Source organism: Kitasatospora sp. NPDC028055 (assembly GCF_040637885.1).
In the GTDB taxonomy this organism is placed as follows: Bacteria; Actinomycetota; Actinomycetes; order Streptomycetales; family Streptomycetaceae; genus Kitasatospora.
Map to the genome: position 1 here is coordinate 49,614 of NZ_JBEZXE010000023.1, position 24,242 is coordinate 73,855.

Below are 24,242 nucleotides of genomic sequence, written 5' to 3' on the forward strand. Positions count from 1 at the left end.
GCGTCGGGGCTGCCGTGAGGGTGGGTGGCGCGAGGTTCAGCCGGAGCGTCGACAGGACATGGTCGTCACGCGGAGCAGGTCCACGTGGCGGCGGCGAACAAGGATGAGCACCTCACCAGGGTAGATGACCCGTTCGGTGCCGGGCGAGCCCCCCTGGGCGGAGGGGGCCGTCGAGGTCGTCAGGAGTTGTTGAGGTAGGCCAGGACGGCCAGGACCCGGCGGTTGTCGTCGTCGGAGGGCTGGAGGTCGAGGCGGACGAAGATCGACGCGGTGTGCTTGGCGACCGCCCGCTCGGTGATCACCAGCTGCTGGGCGATCGCCGCGTTCGAGCGGCCCTCGGCCATCAGCGCCAGTACCTGCCGCTCGCGCGGGGAGAGGGTGGAGACCGGGCCGGCCGAGGAGTTATGGGTGAGCAGTCGGGTGATCACCTCCGGATCCATGGCCGTACCACCCTGGGAGACCCGGCGGACGGCGTCGAGGAACTGGGCACCGTCCAGCACGCGGTCCTTGAGCAGGTAGCCGATCCCGCCGGAGCTGCCGGCCAGCAGCTCGCGGGCGTAGAGCTGCTCCACGAACTGTGACAGCACCAGCACGGGGAGTCCCGGGTGGGCCCGCCGGGCGGCGAGTGCCGCGCGCAGCCCCTCGTCCGTGAAGCTCGGCGGCAGCCGCACGTCGACCACGGCGATGTCGGGCCGGTCGGCGGTGATCGCGGCGAGCAGCTGCTCGCCGTTCTCGACCGCCGCGGTGACCTTCATGCCGTTGGCCTCCAGCAACCGGGTCAGCCCGTCCCGGAGGAGGAAGAGGTCTTCGGCGATGACAACGCGCACGGGATCTCCAGGTTCACGATGGTCGGCCCACCGGACGGACTGCTGATCGCGAGTACCCCGTCGAAGGCGGCCAGTCGGCGTTCGGTTCCGCTGAGGCCGGTGCCCCGGGACGGGTCCGCGCCTCCGCGCCCGTCGTCGGTGACCGATATCCGCAGCAGCCCGTCACTGTGCCCTATCTCGATCCACACGTGCGAGGCCCCGGCGTGTTTCACCGCGTTGGCCAGCAGCTCGGTCACCGCGAAGTAGGCGGCCGACTCCACCGGTGCCGGGGCCCGGCCGGACAGGCTCCCGGTGAAGGTGACCGGCAGCGGCAGGTCCAGCGCGGTGGCCTCCACCGCGTCGGCCAGGCCGCGGTCGGCCAGCACCGGCGGGTGGATGCCCCGGACCAAGTCCCGCAGTTCGCCGAGCGCCTTGACCGAGGACGTCCGGGCCTCGGCCAGCAGCGGCCCGAGGGCGTCCGGGTCGTGCTTCACCTGCTCGGCGACGGTCAGCAGCATGCCCAGCGCCACCAGCCGGGCCTGCGCCCCGTCGTGGAGGTCCCGCTCGATCCGGCGCAGCTCGGCCGCCCCGGCGTCGATGGTGTCCGCCCTGGTGCGCGCCAGATGGCTGACCTGGCGGGCGAGTTCGGTCTGCCGGGAGGGCCCGAGCAGGGACCTGGCGGCCCTCTCGTGCAGCCTCAGGACGGGCGGTGCCGCCCACAGGAGCGCGAACGGGGCCGCCCAGACACCCATGCCGTAGACGATCACCAGCGGGAACAGCAGCCCGTTCCGGCCGAAGATCTCCAGGGCGATCGGCGCCAGCACCACGATCGCGGCCGTGAACAGCACGGCGAATCCGGTGAGGAAGGCCCAGGCGAAGTCCCGCCAGGTCGCCGGGTCGGCCAGCCAGCCGCCGGCCGACAGCCGCTGCCAGGCGCCGGCCCCCTCGGCCGGGCGGCGGTACGGCACCGGGATCGGCCGCCCGCTCCACCGCTCGACGACCCGCCGGCTCTCGGTGGCGATCCAGCGTGCGCCGAACAGCCCGAGCACCAGCAGCGAGGGCGCCAGCCAGAGCGAGACGGACCGGCCGCCGGGCGCGGCGCCGCCGTACAGGTGGGTCGCCGTCACCGCGAGCGCGCCCGGGGCGAACAGCGCGGCCCCCAGCGCCCGGCCGGAGCCGCCGGTGGCCCAGCAGAGCGCCCAGAGGGCGACCGGCCCCAGCGGCACCGCCAGGATGAGCGGCCCGCCCAGCCCGAAGTGCCCGGACTCGTCCGGACCGAACAGCGCGGCACCCAGCACGATCGGCCCGGCCAGCAGCGCGATCAGCCCCGTGACGGCCATCGTCGCCACGTACCAGGCGCGCACGCCGTCCGCGCAGGCTTGGCCCAGCCGTCGAGCCACCCCGGTGATCGCTTCCGTCCTCATGTCGCCCCCCTTTCGTCCCGGGCCCCGCGGGGCCCGAAGTCTGCCTGCCGGAGCCCTCCGTGAGCATCCGTCCCGATCTTCCGCGGAGTCAGTCTGCCCGTCGTGATCGTCCGGCGCTCTAGGCCTGAACACCCAGTTCGGGGTGTATCTGGATACACCCCCAGGACGCCGCCTAGACGGCTGTCCGGGCCCGACCGCGGATTCGTAGCGTGATGTTCCGTCAGCCGGTCCCGGGTCCCCCGGAGCCGGACCCCGAACCGTGGAGGGCCCGTGAATGCGCCGATCATCAGGATCCGCGGCGTCAGCAAGACGTACGACCGATCCGACGCCGCCCGTCCCGCCCTGGCCGGGCTCGACCTCGACGTGCGGGCCGGCGAGGCGGTGGCCGTGCTCGGCCGCTCGGGCAGCGGCAAGTCCACCCTGCTGAACCTGGTCGCCGGCCTCGACCGCCCGAGCGAGGGCGGCGTCGAGGTGGACGGCGTGGCCGTCCACGAACTCGGCGAGGCCGCGCTCGCCGAGTACCGGCGGACCAGGATCGGCATGGTGTTCCAGTTCTTCAACCTGCTGGACGACCTCAACGTTGAGGACAACGTGCTGCTCCCGGCCCAACTCGCCGGGACGCGGCGGGAGCAGGCCCGGGCCCGGGCCGGTGAGCTGCTGGAGCGGCTCGGGGTGGCCCGGCACGCGAAGGCCTTCCCCGGTCGGCTCTCCGGCGGCGAGCGCCAGCGCGTCGCGGTGGCCCGGGCGCTGATGAACCGTCCGCCGCTGCTGCTGGCCGACGAACCGACCGGAGCACTGGACACCGCCTCCGCCGCCGACGTCCGCGACCTGCTCCGCGGGCTCAACGCCGAGGGCCAGACGATCCTGCTGGTCACCCATGACACCGCGCTCGCCGAGGCCTGCGCCGACCGGACGATCGAGCTGCTCGACGGCCGCCTGGTCCGGGACACGGCGGCGCTGCCGGCCTCCGGCGGCCGGAGCGGGGTGGGCGCATGAACGCGATGGGCAAGGTGGTCCGCGCCGGGGTGGGCCGCAAGCGGGTGCAGACCCTGGTCATGGTGCTCACCACGATGATGTCCGTGACGGCGTGCATCCTCGCCCTCGGGCTGGTGGTCGCCGCCCAGGGCCCGTACGAGCGCGCCTTCACCGACCAGCGCGGCGCGCACCTCAACGTGCTGTACGACCGGACGAAGGCGAGCCCCGCCCAGCTGGCCGCGGCCGCGCACGCCCCCGGGGTGACGGCCTCGGCCGGCCCCTACCCGGCGGTGACCCTCCAACCGCGGGCCGGTCAGGACACCAGGATCCCGCCCGCGGGCAGCCTGCTGCCGCCGATGACGCTGGTCGGCCGGGCCCAGGACGGCCCGATGGACGACCTGCGGATCACCATGGGCCGCTGGATTGCGGGCCCCGGCGAGGTGGTGTTCCTGAACGGGCACTCCCCACTGGCGGTCGGGGACTCCGCGCAGTTCCCGGAGCTGCCGGGGCAGCCGACGCTCAAGGTCGTCGGCCTGGCCGACTCGGTCTCCTGGAGCGCGGACGGCTGGGTCGCCCCCGAACAGGTGGCCGGGCTGACGGCGCCGGGTACGACGCCCGCCGCCCAGTACCTCTACCGCTTCGCCCACGCGGGCAGCGACGCCGAGGTGGAGGCCGACCACGCGGCGATCGCCGCCGCGGTGCCGGGCGGAGCGCTCACCAAGGCCACCTCCTACCGGGCCGCCCGGGAGGAGGCCAACCGGACGGCCTCGACCTTCGTCCCGTTCGTCACGGCCTTCGGGGTGCTCGGCCTGGCCATGTCGGTGCTGATCATCGGCGTCGTGGTCGGTGGCGCGGTGAGTGCCGCCACCCGGCGGATCGGCATCCTCAAGTCCCTGGGCTTCACCCCGGCCCAGGTGGCGCGGGCCTACGTCGGCCAGGCGCTGATCCCCGCCGGGATCGGCACCGCGCTGGGCGTGCTGGGCGGCAACCTGCTGTCCGTGCCGGTGCTGGGAATGGCCCACAAGGCCCTGCGCGGCGGCCTGCTCGGCATCCCGCTCTGGGTGGACGTGGTGGTCGCGGTCGCGGCCCTGGGCGCGGTGGTCGGCACCTCGCTGGTGCCGGCCCTGCGGGCCGGGCGACTGCGCACCGTGGAGGCGCTCGCGGTCGGCCGGACGGCGCCGGGCGCCAGGAGGGCGGCCGCCGGGGGTGCGGCGGGTCGGGCCGGCGTGGCGGGCCTGCTGTCCGGGGTGCGGGACGCGATCGGCCGGCTGCCGGTGCCGAGGGCGCTCAGCCTCGGGCTGGCATCCCCGCTGAACCGGCCGGGCCGCTCGGCGACCACCGCCGCCGCGGTGGTGCTCGGCACGGCCGGTGTCACCCTCTGCGTCGGGCTGACGCTCTCCCTGGGCTCGCTCCAGGACGGCCTGACGGCCGACCGCGCGGGCAAGGTCCTGGTCCAGGTCCCGTTCGACGGCTCCGCACCGGTCGACCACGTGGACGAGGCGGCCGTGGCGAAGGCGATCGAGTCCCGCCCCGGGACCCGGGCCTGGTACAGCAGCGCGCCCGCCGCGGCGACGGTGGCCGGGAGCACCGATCGCTCCGAACTGGTCGCCTTCACCGGCGACACCTCCTGGAGCGGCTTCCAGATGGTCACGGGCCGCTGGTTCCACGGCGCCGGCGAGACGGTGGCCAGCGCCGCCTTCCTGCGGGCCAACCAGTTGAAGGTGGGGGACACCGTCACCCTCGCCGACCACGGGCGCACCACCCCGGCGAGGATCACCGGGGAGGTCATGACCACCCAGGACGTGGTGTTCCTGGACCGCGCCGCACTGGAGCCGCTCGGCGGCGCGGTCCACGCCGAGGCGGTCTCCTTCCACATCGACCTCACGGCGGGCACCGACGCGGTGTCCTACGCCGACGGACTGGACGCGGTGGTCAAGCCGATGGGGCTGAGCGCCGACCCCGGCGAGGCGCACATCAACATCGTGGTGCTGGCGGTGAACACCCTGGCGGGCACGCTCACCCTGCTGCTCTCGGCCGTGGCGGGGCTCGGGGTGCTCAACACCGTGCTGCTGGACACCCGGGACCGGGTGCACGACCTGGGGGTGCTCAAGGCTCTCGGGATGTCGCCCCGGCAGACCGTCGGCATGGTGCTCACCTCGGTCTGCGGCAGCGGCCTGCTGGCCGGCCTGGTCGGGGTCCCGATCGGGGTCGGGGTGCACCACCTGGTGATGCCGGCGATGGCCCGCGCCGCCGGCATCGGGGTGCCGGACGCGGACCTCACGGTGTTCGCCCCGTCCGTGGTGGGGCCGCTGATATTCGGCGGGGTGGCGCTGGCCCTGCTCGGCGCCCTCCTGCCCGCGACCTGGGCCGCCCGCACCTGGACGGTCACGGCCCTGCGGACGGAGTGACGACGGAGCGCCCCGGAGGGCGACGGGCCCGCTCCCACAGGTGCCCGCCCCCCGAGAGCGGGCCGGCCGAGGGCCACGCGGCCGACGGCCAGGTGCGCGCGGGCCATGCGGGCGAGGGGCAGTGCGCGACGGCACCGGTTCACGCCCCGGCGAACCACTCCAGGCTCTGCCCGTGCGGCCCCGTGAAGGCGACCGGCCGCTCGTCCAGGGCGAGCGCGAACAGCCCGGAGCCGGCGGGGACCGGGCGGGGGAGTCGCTCCGCGACGGTCGGCAGGACGGAGACCGCCTCGTTGGAGATCCAGTGAGCAGGCAGCTCGCGCATGGTCGCCGCGAACTCCTCCCGTGCCTCCGGCGACAGGTAGGCGAGCACCGCGCTGTGGAACACCACCGGCGTCGAACCCGCCGGGGCCTGCGCCACCAACTCCCGTACGGTGGCGTTCAGATCGCTGCGCACCAGCAGCGGCGGTTCGGCCCGGGCGACCTGGACGGCGCCGCGCAGCCGCTCCAGCCGGTGGGTCTGCTCCGGCCACACCAGGGACTCCAGCCAGCGCATGTCCTCCTCGGACCGGACGTCCAGCGGATTGAGGTCGATTCCGGCGCGCCACACCACCTCGGGCAGCCGCTTCCGCAGGGCGTCCAGCTGGGGCACCGGCCCGCTCACCGCGCAGTCCAGCGTCACCGGGCTGCCAGCCGCGCCGAATTCCTCAGCTGAATCGGCCGAACCGGCTGAATCGGCGGAACCGGCCGCGCTGTTGGCATCGACCGCACCATCGGTACCGGTACCAGCCATGTACCGGTATCGATACCGGTACCGGTCGGGATACAGGCAGAGTCCGGCCGAGGCGCCCACCTCGATCAACGCCAGCGGCTGCGGCAGCGAGGCCAGCAGTGGCAGCAGGGTGGCGCAGCGGCCCGCCTCGTTGGTCTGGGTCCGCCGCTCCAGCATCGTCGCCGAGACCTCGGCCCACCGCTCCACCGTCCAGGCGCGGAAGGCCGGCCAGTCCTCCGTCACCGGTCCGCCGAGGTGCCGCACCGCGCCGAACAGCAGGTTCGGCTGCCGCTTGGCGTCCGGCAGTTCGTCCAGCAGGCCGAGCAACTCCGCATCGCCGGCCGTCCGTTCGGCCAGCTCCTGGTACATCGCCGAGTTGCCGCGCGCCTCCCGTTCCGCGAATGCCCGGTAGACGTCCCCCGTGACGCTGTCCATGGCCCGTACTCCCTTTCCCCGCCCCGATCGTGGCGCAGCCTCGGCCGGGCCCCTGCCCTCCGCCGTGCGGGCGCTGTCGCGCCGTGACGTCGTGACGCCGTCGCGCCGGAGCACGAGCCTACTGACCTGCGCCGCACGCCCGATCACCCCCCCCCGCGACCCGCACCACCCCCGCACCACCTACACCGTCTGCATCGCCGACGCCGGAGCTGCCACCGATCGGAGTGCCGCCACCAGTGCCCCGAGCACCGGCTGCCCCCAGGCGCTCTCCCGTACGGCGGCGTGCAGGGTCCGTACCGGCTCCGGGCCGCGCACCCGGCAGACCGTGACGCCCGGGTGGCGCTGCGTCAGTCCCAGTTCCGGAAGCAGTGACACTCCCAGCCCCGCCGCGACGAAGCCCTGGGCGGTGACGTAGTCCGCGCCGTCCACCGCGAGTGCCGGACGGAAGCCGGCCGCGTCGCAGGCCTCCTCCACCAGGCTCCGACAGGGGCCGGGCGGCTCGGCGCCGACCCAGGGCTCGTCCGCCAGCTCGGACAGGTCCAGCACGCGCCGTCCGGCCAGCCGGTGCCCCCGGGGCAGCACGGCGCGGTACGGATCGTCCTGCAAGTGCACCAACCGCACGCCGGTCGGGGCCTCCTCGGACCGGAACACCACCGCGAGGTCGGCCCGGCCGTCCCGTACCTCGATGAGCGGGTCGACGGGGTCGGTCAGGCCCAGGTCGAGCCGCACGCCCGGGTACTCGCGGCGGAAGACGGCCAGCGCGGGTGCCACCAGGGCGGAGCCGGCCGTGGTGAAGTAACGGACGGTCAGGCAGCCGGTGCGTCCGGCCCGCAGGTCGGCCAGCGCCGCACCCGCCTCGGCGACCTGCCGGTCGATGGCTGCCGCGTGCCCGGCCAGCAGCAGCCCGGCGGCGGTCGGCCGTACGCCCCGCCCGATCCGTTCCAGCAGTGCTGTCCCGGTCTCCCGTTCCAGCGTTGACACCTGCTGGCTGACGGCGGACGGGGTGTAGCCGAGGGCGTCGGCGGCCGCGCTCACCGAGCCGTGGTCGACCACGGCGCGCAGCACCTGCATCCGGCGGACGTCGAGTGAGGCATTCATGCAGCGCAGCTTAAAGGTGGTTCAGAACTTTTCGCTTGTGCTAAGTGATCACCGCGCGCGACCGTCATCGGGCACCCCGCCACCCGAAACCCGACCGCCACCACCACCGACAAGGAGCTGGACCGTGCTGCGGATGGCCGTCCTCGCACTGCTCTGGGGCTCAGGCTTCCTCTGGATCAGGCTCGCGCTGCAACACGGGCTCACCCCGGTGCAGATCACCGTGCTGCGCGCCGCCCTCGGCGCCGCCGTCCTGCTGCTGCTCGCCCGCTCCGCCGGGCAACGCCTGCCACGCGGCGGCGCGCTCTGGCGGCGGCTCGCCGTGGCCGCGTTCTTCTGCAACGCCCTGCCGTTCCTGCTGACCGCCTACGGCGAACGCAGCGTCGGCTCCGGCCTGGCCGGGGTGCTGCACGCGACCACCCCGCTCTGGTCGGTGCTGATCGGCCTCGCCCTCGGGACGGAGCGGGCCCGGGGGCCATTGCGCCTCGCCGGTCTGCTGCTCGGCTTCGTCGGCGTACTGCTGATCCTCGCCCCGTGGCAGGACGGCAGCGGCATCGGTGACGGCATCGGTGACGGAAGCGGCGGCACCGGCGGGGGCATCAGCATCCCCGGGGCGCTCACCCTGCTCGGCGCGGCGGCGAGTTACGCCATCGCCTTCGCCTACATGGCCCGAGCATTCGCCGGGACGGCCACCGCCCCGCTCGCCCTCTCCGCCGCCCAGCTCTCCGCCGCCGCCGGGCTGAGCACGATCGCCCTGCCCACGGTCGGCCCGCTGAACCCGCTCGCCGGCGCCGATCCGCTCGGCCTGGCCGCCGTGACCGTCCTCGGCATCGCCTGCACCGGGCTGACCTTCCACCTCAACTACCGCCTGATCGCCACCGAGGGCCCGACCAGCGCCGCTACCGTCGGCTACCTGCTGCCGGTCGTGTCCACCGTGCTCGGCGCCCTGGTCCTCGGCGAGCAGCTGACCGTACGGGCGGTGGCAGGGATGGCCGTCGTCCTCGCCGGGGTGTTCCTCGCGAAGCGCCGGCCGAAGCCCACCCCCGCCCCAGTACCGGCGGACCCCGCCCCCGTATCGACCGCCCCCGCACATGACTGAACGGACCATGCGCCCCGACTCCCTCTGGCGGATCCCCGACTTCCGCACCCTCTTCACCGCCACCGCCCTCACCCAACTCGGCACCAACGTCGGCTACGTCGCCGTCCCCCTGGTTGCCGTCGAGGCCCTCGACGCGGGCCCCGGCCAGGCCGGTCTGCTCGCCACCCTGAGTACCCTCGCCTTCCTGCTCATCGGCCTGCCCGCCGGTGCCTGGGTCGACCGGATGCACCACCGTCGCGTCCTGATCGTGGCCGACCTGGTGAAGGCCGCGCTCTACGCCTCCGTCCCGCTGGCCTGGTGGCTCGGCGGGCTGACCCTCGGGCAGCTGTACGCGGTCGCGCTACTCACCGGCGCTGCCACGGTCTTCTTCGACGTCGGCTCGCAGAGCGTGCTGCCCGGGCTGGTCGGCCGCGAGCACCTGGTGGACGCGAACTCCGCCGTGGTCGGGTTGATGGCGGTCAGCAATGTCGCCGGACGCGGCGCGGGCGGGCTGCTGGTCCAACTGCTCACCGCGCCACTGGCGATCGCCGTGACCGCGCTCAGCCACCTCGGCTCCGCCCTGCGACTGACCGCCCTGCGACCGACCGCACTGCGTCGCACCCCCGCCGATGGCGTCCCCGTCCACCCCGACACCCCCACCCCCACCCCCGGTCTCGGCGCGCAGATCGCCGAGGGTCTGAGGCACGTCCTCGGCAACCCGGAGCTGCGGGCCCTGGCCGCCACCGCCTCCCTCAACAACCTCGGCTCGCAACTGGTCAACACCCTGCTCCCGGTCCTGTTCGTACGTGAACTGAACCTCCCCGCCTGGGCGTTGGGCCTGTTCTGGGCGGTCGGCGGGGTCGGCATCCTGCTCGGTTCGCGCTGCGCCCGCCCGGTCTCCGCCCGGCTCGGCGACGGTCGCACCCTCGCCCTGGCCGGCCTGTGCCTGGCGCCCGCCGGACTGCTGGTGCCGATGATCGGTGGCGGGCCGTGGCTGCTCCTGGCCGGGGCGGGCTGGCTGCTGGTCTCGCTCAAGACCGGCATGGACAACGTGCTCGGGGTGAGCCTGCGTCAGCGGATGACCGCGGACCACCTGCTCGGCCGGATGAACGCCACCTTCCGCTTCCTGCTCTTCGGCGCGCTCGCGATCGGCTCCGCGCTCTCCGGGCTGCTCGGCGAACTCCTCGGCCTGCGCACCACGCTCTGGCTCGGCGGGGCCGTCCTCGCAACGGCCTTCCTGCCGGTCTACCTGTCCCCGCTGCGCACCCGCCGCCGACCGTCCGCAGCACCGGTGAGCACGGCCACCAGCGCCCCCACCAGCCCGGCCCCTACCGGTACGGCCCCCACCAGCCCGGCGCCTACCAGCCCCGCCCCCACCAGCCCCGCCCCTACCAGCCCGCCCCGGTACCGTGCCCCGGTTGCCAGTCCAGCCCCGGGTCCGGACACGGACGGACGGTGTGCACCAGCGCGATGACCGACCAGACCACCACGGTCAGCAGCGCGTAGAACAGCAGCAGCGCCCAGAACGGCGTGGTGGACAGGCTCCCGTCCTCGAACCGGCACCAGGCGTCCGGCGGGAGCCAGGAGGCACCCGTCTCCAGCAGCCGACCGCCGCCCGACACCAGGCCGCGCTCGCAGCGCTCCCCGTAGCCCAGCGACCGCACGTACAGCAGGGCGTACAGCGCGCCCGCCGAGGCGAGGGAGAGGCCGGCGCCGATGCCGAGGAGCACCGCCCGTCTTCGCCCGGCCGCCGTACGGATGTTCGTCACCGGGGCAGCGTACCGGCGCGGCGGCACCGGCCGAGGGAGGAGCGGCCCCCGGTGTTCAGCCGAGCAGTCCGCCCAGGTGTCCGTCCTCCGCGAGCAGCCGCCAGGACCGCCCGGGCGAGGCGAAGGCCTCCGGATCGACGCCCTCGACCAGCCGGTCCACCACGGTGCTCAGCAGCGACTGCGGGTCGAACACCGCCCAGGTGTCCCGGCCCCGGCCGTGCTCCCAGCGCTCCCACTCGGCGCGCAGCCGCTCGTACGTCCACAGGGCGTAGAGCAGGGCGGTCAGGTCGCGGTTGAGGTACGCCTCGGGCTGCCCGTCGTCGTACCAGTCGGGCAGTTCGAGCCGCCCGGTGGCGCCGTCCAGGGCGATGGTGAGGTCGGACGGCCAGTCCCCGAGCGCGAGGTAGTCCCGCTGGTACGGGCGTTCCTCCTCGCCGTCGAAGTACTCGGGGTACGCCTCCGCCATGGTGACCAGCGGCTCCTCGCACACCCCGAACATCGCGCCGCCGAGCGGCAGTCCGACCTCGGTCAGCAGTCGGCGGGTCGGCTCGTGGGTGAGGGCGGCGGGCAGCGCCTCCGGCCGGAACCGGTGCACCCGGCCCGCCCCGCCCTCCTCGTCGGTCAGTGCCGCGAGCTCGGTGACCAGTTCGGTGCCGACCCGGTACGCGGGGCCGCCCGGGCCGCCGGGCAGCGCGCCCCAGCCCAGGGCGCGGACCAGCAGGGCCGTGCCCCAGTGTGCGGGCGTGGCGTCGTGCCCGAACAGCCCGGGGTCGATCTCCCGCATCCGCCGCTCGGCGCCGACCGTCACCTCGGCCACCACGGCGGGCCCGCGCCGTCCGTCCAGCGCCTCCGGGCGCCGGGCCGCCTCGCCCACGGCCTCCACCTCCCGCACCAGCGCGGCCAGCGCGGGCAGGTCGGAGGCCAGCCGGTCCCGTCGGGGGCCGCCGTTGCCGAGGAGCACCTCGCCGGTGGTCCCGTCCAGCAGCACCAGGTCGCCGACGGGGGCGAAGGGGGTGCAGTAGTCCGTCTCCCCGAGGACGAAGAGCCGCTCGGGCCCGGCGGTCGGGAGGGCCTTCAGCGAGCCGCCGCCGAGCACCCGGAAGTCCAGGAACGCCCCGGCCGCCGGCAGCCCCTCCCGCACCAGGAACTCCCGGCTCCCCCCGTGCACCACGCCACCCGGCACCCCGGCCACCCGCACCCACTCCACGTGCCCCGCCCTTCCCCGTTCCGCCCCCTGTCCCACCCGACCCTAGCGGGCCGACCCGACAGCGCAGCCGCCCCTCCGGACCCGCCCCTCCGGACCCGCCAGTCCACACCTGCCTGGACGCCGCCGTCGCCCGACTCCGCGCCCGACTCCGCGCCGAGGGCCACGACATCAAGAACGAGGACGCCACCCGCCTCTCCCCGTTCAAGGACCGGCAGGCACGTCAACTTCCTGGGCCGCTACCTACCGTCCTACGGACGACGATGGGCCTGATCGCGGTGGAGCCTGCGCAGCCGGTCGCGTGGGGTGCGGGGCAGGCCGTCCACTACGCACTGCCAGGAGTGACTGATCATTTCGGCGATCTCCTCGTCGGGGACCGTGCCGTCCAGGTGCACGGTGATCCAGTGCCACCGCGGGCCCTGGTACCCGTACCCGGGGCGTACCGCGGGGTGCTGCTCGTACAGGTGCAGGGCGAGGGCGGCTTCGCACTTCATGCTCAGCCGGTCGGGCTGGGAGGTGTTGGCCGCTGCCAGGGTGGCGAAGATCTTGCCGCCGGTCTTGTAGACGGGCCGGTGCGGGCCCCAGGGCTCTTCCTCACTGACCTCGGGCAGGTCCAGGGCGTATGCCGCGACCTCGTCGGGATTCATTCGGTGTCGTCTTTCGTGCGCGGGTGGGGCAGGTCGCCCGTCGGGACCCGGCCAGGTGCTCCCGTGGGGCGATGCCCCCGGGCCGAGGGGGAGCGCGATCGGCCGGTCCCTCGCCGGACCACGCTCCGAGCCAGGGCGTCCTGAGCCCGGGTCAGGCGTATTTGCCGAGGTCGCTGGCCTGGAGGGCGGCTTGGTCGTTGATGCCGATGACGTAGCCGTCCGGGTCGCGGAAGTAGAAGATGCGCTGGCCGGTGTGGTCGGTGTCGGTGTCCTTGACGATCTCGGCGTGCTGAGCGATGTGGTCGTGCACGCCGTCGAAGTCGTCCACGCCGAGGTAGAACATGCCGGCGAAGCCGATGGGGGTGTCGGCCAGGCTGGGCAGCCAGTTCTTCAGGTCGGCGTTGCTGTAGAGCATGGCGCAGAATCCGCCCCGGTAGAGCAGCATGTGGATGTCGTCGCCGGGGCGTGCGTGCACTCCGGGGGCCGCCGTCCTGGTGAGAGCAGCCGCTGCGAGCGGCTGGGGCCGTCAGCGGGTGCGGCTGGTGCGGCTGGTGCGGAAGGGGTGGCGGGAGGGGTCGAGCAGGACGGTCCCGCGGTTTCGCCCTCCGAAAAGACCGTAATGGCCATATAGGACAGTTAATGTCCTATATGGCTCATGGTGGGGTTGCGCGGGCAGGGGCCGTGGCGCGTGGGTAGCGTCAGGGCCATGGCGTATGACGAGGTGCTGGCGGAGCGGATCCGGGAGCTGCTGGAGGAGGACAGCGAGGTCGTCGCGAAGAAGATGTTCGGCGGACTCGTCTTCACAGTGCGGGGAAACACGGCGGTCGGCGTGGTCGGCGACGAACTGCTGGTACGAGTCGCCCCGGACGACACCCCACAGGCCCTCGCCCAGCCCGGCGCGCGGCCCTTCGAGGTCCGCGGCCGGATCTCGAAGGGCTGGGTCATCGTGGCGGGAGAAGTCCTCGACGACCACGTCCTGGACGACTGGCTGCAACTGGGGCAGAGGGCCGCTGCCGCACTTCCGCCGAAGTGACCCCCCTCCGTCCCCGACGCGAGTTCCTGGGGTGAGCCGGTTCCGGTTCCGCCCCGGGGCTCAGGCGAGTCCGCCCGCCTCGCGGGCCGCCTGCTCCACCCGGTCGCGGTGGGCCTGCCACCACGAAGCGTCGCCGGGGGCCGTGTTGGCGCCGTCGGAGCGCTGGCCGGTGGCGCCGTCGACGAGTTCACGGACCAGGTCGGCATGGCCGACGTGCCGGTGGGTCTCGGCGATCAGGTGGACGAGTACCCGGTGCAGGGTCTGCTGCGGGCGGTCGCCGAACGGGAGTCGGCCGACGGCGTCCAGCGGCAGCGCCTCGATGGTGGCGTCCGAGTGCGCCCAGACCCGGCGGTAGCGCCCGACGATCTCCTCGGTGCTCTCCTCGGCCCGGGCCCACAGGTCGCCGTTCGGCTCGTCGGTGCCGATGATCCACAGCGGGGTCGGTTCGGGGAAGGGGCGCCCGAAGGTCTCGCCGAGGTACAGCGCCTCGGCTCCGGTGACGTGCTTGACCAGCCCCAGGAGGTTGGTACCGGTGGGCGTGAGCGGTCGCCGGAGGTCGTACTCGGAGAGGCCGTCCAGCTTCCACAACAGGGCGTCGCGGGCGTCCTGGACGTAGATCCGCAGGTCGTTCTTGTCGTTGTTCGCCGTCATGGGATCAGTCTGTTGACCGCCGGGAACCTGTCCATCGGTTTACCCCGGCGGTCCGCGACGGGCGCGGGCCCCGGGGACGCGCTGGGCGGGAACGCCGGTCAGCGCACGACGTCGAAGATCTGCTTCTGCAGGCCGTTGCCGTAGACCTGGTGCTCGACCAGCTCCAGCTTCTGGGCGTCCTTGTCCGTGGCGCTGAACAGGCGCTTGCCCGCGCCGAGCAGCAGCGGGTAGACGAGCAGGTGGTAGCGGTCGATCAGGCCGGCGTCCGAGAGGCTGTGGTTCAGGGCGGCGCTGCCGTGCAGGATGATCGGCCCGCCCTCGGTCTCCTTGAGGGCGGCGACCTGGTCGACCGAGCGCAGGATGGTGGTCTCGCCCCAGTTCGACACCAGGTCGTCCTCGGTGAGGGTGGTGGAGACGACGTACTTCGGCAGCGTCTTGTAGCGGGCGAACTCCGGCATGTCCGGCCAGACCGGGCTGAACGCCTGGTAGCTGACCCGGCCCAGCAGCATCGCGGTGGCCTCCTCCTGCTCCCGCCCCTTGATCTCGTAGGCCTCGGGGAGGAACTCGACGTCCTTGAAGGTCCATCCGGAGTTCCGGTAGCCGGGTTCGCCGCCGGGGGCCTCGACGACGCCGTCGAGCGAGATGAAGGCGGAGCTGATCAGGGTGCGCATGGGTGGTTCCTCGGTTCTCGTGGGTCTGCAGTCTCGTGGGTCTGCGGTTCTTGTGGCTCTGCGGAGGCGGTTACGGGCGGTGCGTGCGCGTCGGTCGGGCGAGGGCCAGGCGCGGGTCAGGCGAGGAGCCCGGTCAGCCACCGCTGCCAGGCGGCTTCGGCCCCGTCCGTCCCGGGCCCGAAGAGGTGGTGGAACATCAGCACCGTCCCCGCGCCGTGGTGGAAGGTGAGGAGCCCGTCGGCGGTGCGGAGTTCGAAGCGTTCGTCGTCCGCCCAGACCACCTCCCCGTCCAGTGCGGGCAGTCCGGTCGGCTCGGCGTGGGTCAGGGCACCCACGGTGACCGGCAGTGGCAGTGACAGTGCGTCGGCGAGGAGGCTGCGGACCTCCGGGTCCGGGCGCCCGCCTCCGGGCGCCGCGGCGAAGACCGGGGTGCCGGTGCGGCCGGGGAAGTGGGTGAGGTACTCGCGGAGCGTGTGCAGGTGGAACGGCCAGCCGCGGCGCAGCGCGTCGTACTCGTCCTGCCAGTCGTCGCCGAGCAGGCCGCTGTGGACGACGCGGAGCACGGTGCTGCCGCCGTCCCGGCCCTCGATCAGGTACTCGAAGGCCATGAACCGGCCGTCCTCGGCGGTGGCCGTGCGGGTGGCCAGGCGCTTGCCGGGCTCGTGGGCGGTGACCACCGCCTCCGTGCGGTGGCCGCCGATCTCCATGCCGGCGGTTCCGCCCCCGCGCGGGTCGAGTTCGTTGCGGCCCATGAACCAGGAGTCGAGGCCCGGTCCGGTGGCGATGGCCTCCCAGACCTGTTCCGGGCTCGCCGGGAGGGTCGTCTCCAGTTCGATCTCGAAGGGGTGGGTCACGTCCGGTTCTCCTGGTCGTCTTCGGGCTGCGGCCGGTCGCCTTCGGGCTGGGATCGGTCGCTTTCGGGCTGGGGTCGGTCGCCTTCGGGCTTGGGCGCCGAGGGGATCTGGTGGAGTCCGACGACCACCCGGTGGCTGCGGCCCCCGGGGGCGGACTCGTCGTGGTAGCGGCTGACCAGGGTGGCCACGGCCAGGGACAGTTCCTCGGCGAAGGCCGTCCGGTCGGCGGCGGAGGCGAACCGCACCTGGGCGTCGATGCCGAAGGTGGCGACCCGCCGCCCGGCCCGGGAGGCACCGGTGAGCAGGGCCCCGACCTCCTGCACCAGCCGGGAGCCCAGGGCGAGCAGCCAGCGGGCGGAGAGCTGGTCGGGGGAGCGGGAGGGGTCGGGGCTCACGGCGGCCAGGACGCTGGGGGAGATCACGTAGGAGGCGGCGGTGGCGCGGTACACCCGTTCGGTGACGTTGCCCTTGCGTCGTTCCTCGGCGAGTTCGACGAGTCCGTGCCGTTCCAGTTCTTTCAGGTGGTAGTTGACCTTCTGTCGGGGCAGTTCCAGCCGGGTGGCCAGCATGGAGGCCGAGCCGGGCTCGGCGAGGGCGGCGAGGATCCGGGACCGGATCGGGTCCAGGGAGGCCTCGGCCGCGGCGGGTTCTTCGATCACGGCGACGTCCAGCACTCCTCCAGCATTCAACCGACAAAAAAATTTGTCAAGGAAAAAAGGGTTGTCGGTCAGCCGAAAGGGCCAAGGGGGCTCCGGCATTCGGCGCATCCGACACGGAGTGTGACGAATGAGGGCGGTGGGGTGGACTTGAATCTTTGCGAACGGATGTTCGATCCTGGGGCTGTGTCCGTTTTCGAACCTGCTTTCGAATCCGCCGCCGAGCAGCCCGAACGCCCCGTGCTGCGGCCGGTGGCGCTCCCGGCTGCCGCGCCCGCCTCCGAGGCGGGGCGGGCGGCCGGGCGAACTGATGGGCAGGCGGACGGGCAGGCGGCCGGGCACGGACTGGTACCGGTGGTGCCCGCCCTGCGCGAGGTGCTGCCGGACGGCGGACTGCGGCGCGGGACGGCGGTGTCGGTGGCGGGCGGGGACGCCGGACTGCTGCTCGCGCTGGCCGCCGGGGTCCGGGAGACCGGGGGCGGCTGGGCGGCCGCGATCGGGCTGCCGGACCTGGGCCTCGCCGCCGCCGAGGGGTACGGGCTGGACCTGCGCCGCCTGCTGGTCGCCGACGACCCGGGGCGGCACTGGCCCGAGGTGGTGTCGGTGCTGGCCGGCGCGGTCGAACTGATCATGCTGCGCCCGGACGGCCCGGTGCCCCCGAAGCTGGCCGCCCGCCTGGCCGCCGTGCTGCGGCGCAGCGGCTGCGTGCTGCTGGTGGCCGGCCCGTGGCCGGGGGCGGCGCTGCGGCTGGGGGTGCGGTCCAGGCGCTGGTTCGGGCTGGGGGACGGCTACGGGCAGCTCGCCGGGCGTCAGGTGGAGGTGGTGGCCGAGGGGCGCGGCTCGGCGGTGCGCGGCCGGACGGCCCGGCTCTGGCTGCCGGACGAGCACGGCGCGGTGCGCCCGGTCCGGGAGCAGGCGCAGCCCCTCGCCGTTCCCCCGGGCCCCGTGGCCGTGCCCACGGCCGTCCCCACGGCTGTCCCGGTGGCCGTGCCCGCCGTCCCCGCCCTGCCCGCCGCACCCGAGGCGGCCCCGCTCGTGGCGGCGGTGGTGTGACATGCCGACGACGCCCGACGGCGACCGGACCCCCAGGGTTCTGGTGGTCTGGTGCCCGGACTGGCCGGTGGTGGCCGTCACCGGTGACGACCCGGTGGCCGTGACGGAGGCCGGACGGATCCTCGCCTGCTCGGCGGGTGCCCGGGCCGCCGGGGTGCGGCAGGGGCAACGGCTCAAGCTGGCCCAGCGGCTCTGCCCGGAACTGGAACTGCGCGACCGCGACCCGGAGGCGGAGACCCGCCGCTTCGAGCCGGTGGTCGCGGCGGTGGAGGCGTTCACGCCCCGGGTGGAGGTGATCCGCCCGGGCCTGTGCGCCATCCCGGTGAAGGGCCCGGGCCGCTACTTCGGCGGCGAGGAGGCGCTCGCGACCCTGGTCGGCGCGGCGGTGACGGACGCCCTCGGGCGACCGCCCGTCCCGGACGCCGTCCCCGGCGCGGTGGCGGTGCCCGCCATGCCCGCCACCACCCCAGGCCCGCCCGTCGGATCCACCGAACCTGCCGAAGCCGCTGGATCCACCGAACGCACCACCGAACCGATCGAGCCCACCACCCCGACCGCCCCTCACGCCCGGATCGGCGTCGCCGACGGCCTGTTCGCCGCCGTGCTCGCCGCCCGCGCCGGGGTGCTGGTGCCCGCCGGCCGTACGGCGGAGTTCCTCGCCCCCTACCCGGTGGCCGCGCTGGGCGACGAGGCGCTGGCCGAGCTGCTGGGGCGGCTCGGCCTGCCCACCGTCGGGGCCTTCGCCGGGCTGCCGCCCGAGGCGGTCGCGGACCGCTTCGGCCCGACCGGGACGGTCGCGCACCGGCTGGCCCGCGGCCTGCAGCCGCGCCCGCTGGTGCCGCGCGACGAGGAGCCGGACCTCGCCGTCGAGCAGCGCTTCGACCCGCCGGAGCGGTCGGCCGAGCCGCTGGTGTTCGTCGCCCGCACGCTGGCCGAGCAGCTGCACCGGCGGCTGGCCGGGGCCGGGCTGACCTGCCGCCGGGTGGCGGTCGAGGTGGCCTGCGCGGACGGTCGGACGGCCTCCCGGCTGTGGCGGCACGAGGGCCGGCTGTCCGCAACGGCGCTGGCCGAACGGGTCCGCTGGCAGCTCCAGGCCTGGCAGGGCATGGGCACCTTCGCCGCCGGGCATGGCGATCGAGAGGGCTTCGCCCTGCTCCGCCTCGCCCCCGACGGCCTCTCCCCGGACCAGGGCCGCCAACTCGCCCTGTGGGGCCAGGCCGTCGCGGACGACCGGGTGGAGCGCGCGGTGGCCCGGGTGCAGTCGGTGCTCGGGCACGCCGGGCTGCGCCGGATCGAACCGGCCGGCGGTCGTGGCCCGGGCGAGCAGCAGGTCCGGGTGCCGTGGGGCGAGCCGTACGAGGCGGCAGCCGCGGCGGAGGCGCCCTGGCCGGGGCGGCTGGCGGAGCGGTCGGCGGACCTCTGGCCGGCCGTGGTGCTGCGCGAGCCGGCGCCGGTACGGGTGCTGGACGAGGCCGGCCGGCCGGTCACGGTGGACGGCCGGGCGGGGGTGTCGGGTCGGCCCGCCCTGGTCGTGACCCGGGGCGGCGAGGAGCGGGTGGCGGCCTGGACCGGGCCCTGGCCGGCGGTCGAGTACTGGTGGGACCAGTCGCTCGCCCGCCGCCGGGCGCGGTTCCAGGTGGTGGTGGACGGCGGTCGGGCGCTGCTGCTCACCGTGGAGGGGGGTGCGTGGTACCTGGAGGCCGGCTACGACTAGCGGCCCGAAGGCCCGAAGGCCCGAAGGCCCGTAGCAGGGGGCAAGGGGGCAGGACCAGTACGAGAACGACGAAGGCAACCCCGATGGGCTTCACCAGCCACCCCACCGTCCCGTGGAGCGAACTGCACCGCCGGCTGACCGGCGCCGCGCCGGACCGCACGGTCGTCCCGCTGCGCCGCCCCGCCGAGGAAGCCCGCGCCGAACAAGCCCGCGCCAAGGAAGCCCCCACCGCGGAACCCCCCACCGAGGAGCCCCCTGTCGTAAAGTCCGGAGGCCCAGCCCCCGCCGAACCCTGGGCCGAACTGCACGTCCACTCCGCCTTCAGCTTCCTGGACGGCGCCAGCGACCCGGAGGACCTGGTCGCCGAGGCGGCCCGGCTGGGCGTGGAGACCCTGGCGATCACCGACCACGACGGCCTGTACGGCGCCGTCCGGCTCGCTGAGGCGGCCCGGGGAACAGGCGTGGCCACCGTGTTCGGCGCCGAGCTGACGATCAGTCACAAGAGTGCCACCGAACACCTGTTGGTCCTCGCCCGCGACCCGGCCGGCTACCGCCGCCTCTCCGCCGCGATCGCCGCCGCCCAACTGGCCGGCGGTGCCAAGGGCCGCCCGGCGTACGACTTCGCCGCGCTCGCCGAGGCGCATGACGGCCACTGGGCGGTGCTCACCGGCTGCCGCCTCGGCCGGGTCCCGGCGGCCCTCGCGACCGGCGGGGCGGAGCGGCGACTGCGCACCCTCACCGAGGCGTTCGGCCGCGAGAACGTGTACGTCGAGCTGATCGACCAGTGGCTGCCCGGCGACGACCGGCGCAACGACGCCCTCGCCGCGCTCGCCGGAGAACTGCGACTGCCCGTCGTCGCCTCCACCAACGCCCACCACGCCGGCCCCGCCCAGGGCCGGCTCGCCCAGAGCCTGGCCGCCCTGCACGAGCGCCGCACGCTCCAGGAGGCGGCCGGCTGGACCAGGGCCTCCGGCACAGCGCACCTGCGCTCGGGCCGGGAGATGGCCGCCCGGCTGGCCCGCTTCCCCGGCGTGCGGCAGGCCACCGCCGAACTCGGCCGGGCCTGCGCCTTCGACTTCACCAAGCTGGACCCGGAACTGCCCGGCTACCCCGTCCCCGAGGGGGAGACCGAGATCGGCCACCTGCGCGCCCTGGTCGCGGCCGGCGGCCCGGCCCGCTTCGGCCCCGGCAACGCCGCCGCCCGCCGCCAGCTCGCCAAGGAACTCGACGTGATCGAGGACCTCGACCTGGCCGGCTACTTCCTGATCGTGCACGACATCGTGGACTTCTGCCGGAGCCAGGACATCTGGTGCCAGGGCCGCGGCTCGGCCGCCAACTCGGCGGTCTGCTACGCCCTCGGGATCACCGCCGTCGACCCGATCCACTACAAGCTGCTGTTCGAGCGCTTCCTGTCCACCGCCCGGGACGGCCCGCCCGACATCGACCTGGACATCGAGAACCGCCGCCGCGAGGAGGTCATCCAGTACGTCTACCGCCGCTACGGGCGCGAGCACGCCGCCCAGGTCGCCAACGTGATCACCTACCGGCCCCGGCTGGCGATCCGCGACGCCGCCCGGGTGCTCGGCTACCCGCAGGGGCAGGTGGACGCCTTCAGCCGGCAGACCGACTTCCGCTCCGCCCCCGGCGAGGACGCCGTCATCCCCGCCGACGTGCTCTCGCTCGCCGCCCAACTCCACGGCCTACCACGCCACCTGGGCATCCACTCGGGCGGCATGGTGCTCACCAAGGAGCCGATCGGGGAGATCTGCCCGACCGAGTGGGCGCGGATGCCCGGGCGTTCCGTCCTCCAGTGGGACAAGGAGTCCACCGCGGGCGCCGGGCTGGTGAAGATCGACCTGCTCGGCCTCGGGATGCTCGCCGCGCTGCACGACGCCTGCGACCTGATCGAGCAGCACCACGGCCTGCGCTACGACCTGGCGACCATCCCGGGCGACGACCCGGGCGTGTACGCGATGCTGCGCCGCGCCGACACCGTGGGCGTCTTCCAGGTCGAGTCCCGGGCGCAGATGGCCACCCTGCCCCGGCTCAAGCCGGACCACTTCTACGACCTGGTGGTCGAGGTCGCGCTGATCCGCCCCGGCCCGATCCAGGGCGGCTCCGTCCACCCGTACCTGCGCCGCCGCGCCGGGGTGGAGCCGCCCGGCTGCCCGCACCCGCTGATGGAGAACGCCCTCGGCAAGACCCTCGGGGTGCCGCTGTTCCAGGAGCAGATGATGCAACTCGCCATCGACTGCGCCGGGTTCACGCCCGCCGAGGCCGACCGGTTGCGCCAGGCGATGGGCGCCAAGCGCTCGCACGAGCGGGTCGCCCGGCTGCGCGACCGGCTGCTCACCGGGATGGCCGAGCGCGGCATCCCGCCCGAGGTCGCCGAGGACGTCTACGGCAAGATCGAGGCCTTCTCCAACTACGGCTTCCCGGAGTCGCACGCGATCAGCTTCGCCTACCTGGTGTACGCCAGCGCCTGGCTCAAGTACCACTTCCCGGCGGCCTTCACCTGCGCCCTGCTGGCCAACCAGCCGATGGGCTTCTACTCGCCGCTCAGCCTGGTCGCGGACGTCCGCCGGCACGGCGTACGGGTGCGCGGAGTGGACGTCAACGCCAGCGGGCCGCGCCCCACCCTGGAGCCGTACCGGGGCCCGACCCCCGCGCCGCCGCTGACCGCCGGCCACCCCCAACCGGCCATCCGGCTCGGGCTGGAGACGGTGCGCGGCATCGGCACCCCGCAGGCCGAGCTGATCGCGGCCGGGCAGCCGTACGCCGACCTGGAGGACTTCGCCCGCCGCACCGGCCTGCCCGCGCCCGTCCTGGAGGCGCTGGCGACGGCCGGGGCCTTCGACTGCTTCGGACTGACGAGGCGTCAGGCGCTGTGGGCGGCGGGCGCGTTCGCCGGGATCTCGGCCGAACTGCTCCCCGGCACCACGCCCGGCACCGAGGCACCGGAACTGCCCGGGATGAGCCCGGTCGAGGAGACCATCGCCGACCTGTGGGCCACCGGCACCTCAGCCACCAGCCACCCGCTCCAGCACCTGCGCGCCCACCTGGACCGCGGCGGGGCGCTCAGTGCCGCCCAACTCCCGGACGTGCCACCGGGAACGGCCGTGGTGGTCGGCGGCCTGGTCACCCACCGCCAGCGCCCGCCGACGGCCGGCGGGGTGCTCTTCCTCAGCCTGGAGGACGAGACCGGCCTGATCAACGTGATCTGCAACCGCCCGGTCTGGGAGTCCCAGCGCCGCACCGCCCTGGACCGGGCCGGCCTGCTGGTGCACGGCCACATCGAACGCGACCGCGGCGCCACCAACCTGATCGCCACCCGCCTCACCCCGCTGCGGATCGGCCTCTGATTCCTTGGACCACTCAGCTGGGGTAGCGCACGAGCCCGCTCAGGTCCAGGTCGAAGTCGAACGGCTCGGGAATGCGCATGCTGTCGCCGAACTTCCGGTCGTGCCGCACGTGGTAGCGGTCGTGGTTCGGTTCGGAGAACAGCGTGACCGTGCCCTCCCGCGGATCGATGATCAGGTAGAGCGGGACGCGCATCACCGCGTAGTCGCGGAGCTTGTCCACCCAGTCGTTCCCCGCGTTGGAGGGCGACACCACCTCGACCGCGATGAGGGCTTCCTCGGCGGGAGTGGTGTTGCCTTCCCGAGTGAAGGAGGCGATCGGAAGATAGGTCAGATCGGGGGAGCGCTCCTTCGTCACGTCGAGGGTGGTCAGCGCACTGTTGCCGCTGAAACCGTAGTCGTCCGGGACGCGGCGCTCGAACTGCCGCTGGACGAGTCCAAGGTTCAACTGGTGAATGTTGGGTGGAGTCGTCTGCATGACCAACATGTCGCCGGACCATTCGACCCGGACGCCTTCGGGGGCCGTGCGCAGCACCTCCTCGACGAAGTCGCGGTGCCGCTCGTAGAAGCTCATGGTGCCTGCTCCGGTCTGTGCGTTCGGCCGCCTCGCAGTCTATGCGCGAAACCACCCCGGGCCGTTCAGGCGCCGGGGGCCGGCTGCCGCCCCTTGCCGGGAGGGCCGGCGAAGGCCTGGGCGATCGGCAGCCAGATGGTGGCGATCGGGCCGGTGGCGGTCAGGGCGAGGTCGTCGCGGTGGCGGCGCTGGGTGACCAGGAGGCAGAAGTCCAGGGCGGGACCGGTCACCACGTCCATCGCGTCCGTGGGGCCGAAGGCCCACGAACCCCCGTCGGGCGCGGTCAGTTCGAGCCGCACCGGGCGCTCCGGGGCGGGCAGGCCGTGCGCCGCGAAGGCGAAGCCGAGGGTGCGCAGGCCCAGGTGGGCGATGTTCCGCAGCCGGTCGGTGGGTTCCCGGGTCGCGCCCAGCGCGTCCGCGACGTCCTGGCCGTGCGCCCAGGTCTCCATCAGCCGGGCGGTGGCCATCGAGGCGGGCTTCATCGGCGGGCCGAACCAGGGCAGCCGGACGTCGGCGGGGGCGGCGGCCAGGGCGGCCTGCACCTGCGCCCGGCCGGCCCGCCAGCGGGCGAGCAGGGCGGCTGGTTCGGCGGCCGCGCCCTCCCGGGCACCCTCCTCGACCGGATCGGCGCCGGCGGCCAGCAGCTGGGTGAAGCGGCCGCCGAGCGAGGCGGTGAAGTTCTCCGGGTCGCGGGCGGCCAGTGCCGTCCAGTCGTCGGTCCAGGCCAGGTGGGCGATCTGGTGCGCGACCGTCCAGCCCTCGGCCGGGGTGGGCGCAGCCCAGTCCGCGGCCGACAGTCCGGCCACCAGCGCGTCCAGGACGGCGCTCTCGGCCCGCAGGTCGGCCAGCAGGCCGTGCAGGACGTCGCCCGCGGCGCCCGGGGTGTTCGGGTCGGTCATCGGTTCTTTCCTCCGGTCCGGGCGGTTACCACTCGTCCACTACTCGTCCACTACTCGTCGGTAGCCCCGCGGCGGCACCCTACGCCCCGACCGGCGTCGGCGCCCGCCACTCCACGGAACACGCACGTCAGGACTCTCGCCTCCGCTCGCACCGCGTGTGACAATTCC

At 74.2% G+C, this 24,242-nt stretch carries 22 protein-coding genes; 8 read left to right on the forward strand and 14 right to left on the reverse strand.

Features of this window, described 5'->3' with window-relative positions:
• Nucleotides 1–179: 179 nt before the first annotated feature.
• Together AB0F71_RS22610 and AB0F71_RS22615 are read right to left on the reverse strand one after the other, a co-directional pair.
• Nucleotides 180–827, reverse strand: a complete 648-nt coding sequence (locus AB0F71_RS22610) for a response regulator transcription factor (RefSeq protein WP_360237307.1) — start codon at nucleotides 825–827, stop codon at nucleotides 180–182.
• Nucleotides 779–2,230: a histidine kinase gene (locus tag AB0F71_RS22615; protein WP_360237309.1), complete on the reverse strand. Its 1,452-nt coding sequence runs from the start codon at nucleotides 2,228–2,230 to the stop codon at nucleotides 779–781. Before AB0F71_RS22615 ends, AB0F71_RS22610 begins: the two co-directional genes overlap by 49 nt.
• Nucleotides 2,231–2,500: 270 nt before the next feature.
• On the opposite strand from AB0F71_RS22615, the gene AB0F71_RS22620 reads away from it, so the two are divergent.
• Both AB0F71_RS22620 and AB0F71_RS22625 read left to right on the forward strand, forming a co-directional pair.
• Nucleotides 2,501–3,226, forward strand: coding sequence for an ABC transporter ATP-binding protein (locus AB0F71_RS22620; RefSeq protein ID WP_360237311.1), 726 nt, complete (start codon nucleotides 2,501–2,503; stop codon nucleotides 3,224–3,226).
• Nucleotides 3,223–5,613: an FtsX-like permease family protein gene (locus tag AB0F71_RS22625; RefSeq protein ID WP_360237313.1), complete on the forward strand. Its 2,391-nt coding sequence runs from the start codon at nucleotides 3,223–3,225 to the stop codon at nucleotides 5,611–5,613. The genes AB0F71_RS22620 and AB0F71_RS22625 overlap by 4 nt, the downstream gene beginning before the upstream one ends.
• Before the next feature lie 139 nt (nucleotides 5,614–5,752).
• On the opposite strand, the gene AB0F71_RS22630 is transcribed toward AB0F71_RS22625, so the two are convergent.
• Both AB0F71_RS22630 and AB0F71_RS22635 read right to left on the reverse strand, forming a co-directional pair.
• A complete protein-coding gene (locus AB0F71_RS22630; protein WP_360237315.1) occupies nucleotides 5,753–6,817 on the reverse strand; it encodes a DUF2332 domain-containing protein in 1,065 nt (354 codons plus the stop codon).
• A gap of 180 nt (nucleotides 6,818–6,997) precedes the next feature.
• Nucleotides 6,998–7,888, reverse strand: coding sequence for a LysR family transcriptional regulator (locus AB0F71_RS22635; protein WP_360237443.1), 891 nt, complete (start codon nucleotides 7,886–7,888; stop codon nucleotides 6,998–7,000).
• A gap of 160 nt (nucleotides 7,889–8,048) precedes the next feature.
• On the opposite strand from AB0F71_RS22635, the gene AB0F71_RS22640 reads away from it, so the two are divergent.
• Nucleotides 8,049–9,011 (forward strand): DMT family transporter, encoded by a 963-nt coding sequence (locus AB0F71_RS22640; protein WP_360237445.1) that lies wholly within the window; start codon nucleotides 8,049–8,051, stop codon nucleotides 9,009–9,011.
• A 7-nt stretch (nucleotides 9,012–9,018) separates the two neighbouring features.
• Entirely contained in the window at nucleotides 9,019–10,464 is a 1,446-nt protein-coding gene (locus AB0F71_RS22645; RefSeq protein ID WP_360237447.1) for an MFS transporter, read from the forward strand.
• Here AB0F71_RS22645 and AB0F71_RS22650 read toward each other — a convergent pair.
• The 4 genes from AB0F71_RS22650 to AB0F71_RS22665 all read right to left on the reverse strand — a co-directional run bounded on the left by AB0F71_RS22650 (nucleotide 10,379) and on the right by AB0F71_RS22665 (nucleotide 13,085).
• On the reverse strand, nucleotides 10,379–10,759 hold the full coding sequence (locus tag AB0F71_RS22650) for a hypothetical protein (RefSeq protein WP_360237317.1): 381 nt from the start codon (nucleotides 10,757–10,759) through the stop codon (nucleotides 10,379–10,381). The genes AB0F71_RS22645 and AB0F71_RS22650 overlap by 86 nt on opposite strands.
• A gap of 55 nt (nucleotides 10,760–10,814) precedes the next feature.
• Entirely contained in the window at nucleotides 10,815–11,966 is a 1,152-nt protein-coding gene (locus AB0F71_RS22655) for an SUKH-4 family immunity protein (RefSeq protein ID WP_360237319.1), read from the reverse strand.
• 248 nt (nucleotides 11,967–12,214) lie between these two features.
• Entirely contained in the window at nucleotides 12,215–12,610 is a 396-nt protein-coding gene (locus tag AB0F71_RS22660; protein WP_360237321.1) for an MmcQ/YjbR family DNA-binding protein, read from the reverse strand.
• A 151-nt stretch (nucleotides 12,611–12,761) separates the two neighbouring features.
• Nucleotides 12,762–13,085: a VOC family protein gene (locus tag AB0F71_RS22665; RefSeq protein WP_360237324.1), complete on the reverse strand. Its 324-nt coding sequence runs from the start codon at nucleotides 13,083–13,085 to the stop codon at nucleotides 12,762–12,764.
• A 231-nt stretch (nucleotides 13,086–13,316) separates the two neighbouring features.
• Here AB0F71_RS22665 and AB0F71_RS22670 point away from each other — a divergent pair, with 231 nt between their 5' ends.
• Nucleotides 13,317–13,643 (forward strand): TfoX/Sxy family protein, encoded by a 327-nt coding sequence (locus tag AB0F71_RS22670; protein WP_360237326.1) that lies wholly within the window; start codon nucleotides 13,317–13,319, stop codon nucleotides 13,641–13,643.
• A gap of 60 nt (nucleotides 13,644–13,703) precedes the next feature.
• On the opposite strand, the gene AB0F71_RS22675 is transcribed toward AB0F71_RS22670, so the two are convergent.
• From AB0F71_RS22675 to AB0F71_RS22690, 4 genes are all read right to left on the reverse strand, one after another.
• Nucleotides 13,704–14,294, reverse strand: coding sequence for a DinB family protein (locus tag AB0F71_RS22675; protein WP_360237328.1), 591 nt, complete (start codon nucleotides 14,292–14,294; stop codon nucleotides 13,704–13,706).
• Nucleotides 14,295–14,392: 98 nt separating this feature from the next.
• Nucleotides 14,393–14,965, reverse strand: coding sequence for a dihydrofolate reductase family protein (locus AB0F71_RS22680; protein WP_360237330.1), 573 nt, complete (start codon nucleotides 14,963–14,965; stop codon nucleotides 14,393–14,395).
• A gap of 116 nt (nucleotides 14,966–15,081) precedes the next feature.
• Nucleotides 15,082–15,819 (reverse strand): SRPBCC domain-containing protein, encoded by a 738-nt coding sequence (locus AB0F71_RS22685; protein WP_360237332.1) that lies wholly within the window; start codon nucleotides 15,817–15,819, stop codon nucleotides 15,082–15,084.
• Nucleotides 15,816–16,493 (reverse strand): helix-turn-helix domain-containing protein, encoded by a 678-nt coding sequence (locus tag AB0F71_RS22690; RefSeq protein ID WP_360237334.1) that lies wholly within the window; start codon nucleotides 16,491–16,493, stop codon nucleotides 15,816–15,818. Before AB0F71_RS22690 ends, AB0F71_RS22685 begins: the two co-directional genes overlap by 4 nt.
• Before the next feature lie 168 nt (nucleotides 16,494–16,661).
• Between AB0F71_RS22690 and AB0F71_RS22695 the strand changes: the two genes are divergently transcribed.
• The 3 genes from AB0F71_RS22695 (at nucleotide 16,662) to AB0F71_RS22705 (ending at nucleotide 22,604) form a co-directional block, all read left to right on the forward strand.
• Nucleotides 16,662–17,528 carry a hypothetical protein gene (locus AB0F71_RS22695; RefSeq protein WP_360237336.1) on the forward strand — a complete coding sequence of 289 codons (867 nt, stop codon included), beginning with the start codon at nucleotides 16,662–16,664 and terminating at the stop codon, nucleotides 17,526–17,528.
• A gap of 1 nt (nucleotide 17,529) precedes the next feature.
• On the forward strand, nucleotides 17,530–19,242 hold the full coding sequence (locus tag AB0F71_RS22700) for a DNA polymerase Y family protein (protein WP_360237338.1): 1,713 nt from the start codon (nucleotides 17,530–17,532) through the stop codon (nucleotides 19,240–19,242).
• Nucleotides 19,243–19,325: 83 nt separating this feature from the next.
• Nucleotides 19,326–22,604, forward strand: coding sequence for an error-prone DNA polymerase (locus AB0F71_RS22705; RefSeq protein WP_360237340.1), 3,279 nt, complete (start codon nucleotides 19,326–19,328; stop codon nucleotides 22,602–22,604).
• Between the two features lie 13 nt (nucleotides 22,605–22,617).
• Here AB0F71_RS22705 and AB0F71_RS22710 read toward each other — a convergent pair whose 3' ends face one another.
• Together AB0F71_RS22710 and AB0F71_RS22715 are read right to left on the reverse strand one after the other, a co-directional pair.
• The gene (locus AB0F71_RS22710) at nucleotides 22,618–23,175 is read right to left on the reverse strand and encodes a Uma2 family endonuclease (protein ID WP_360237342.1); all 558 of its coding nucleotides are present in this window, start codon (nucleotides 23,173–23,175) and stop codon (nucleotides 22,618–22,620) included.
• 65 nt (nucleotides 23,176–23,240) lie between these two features.
• Nucleotides 23,241–24,074: a TIGR03084 family metal-binding protein gene (locus AB0F71_RS22715; protein ID WP_360237344.1), complete on the reverse strand. Its 834-nt coding sequence runs from the start codon at nucleotides 24,072–24,074 to the stop codon at nucleotides 23,241–23,243.
• Nucleotides 24,075–24,242: the final 168 nt, after the last annotated feature.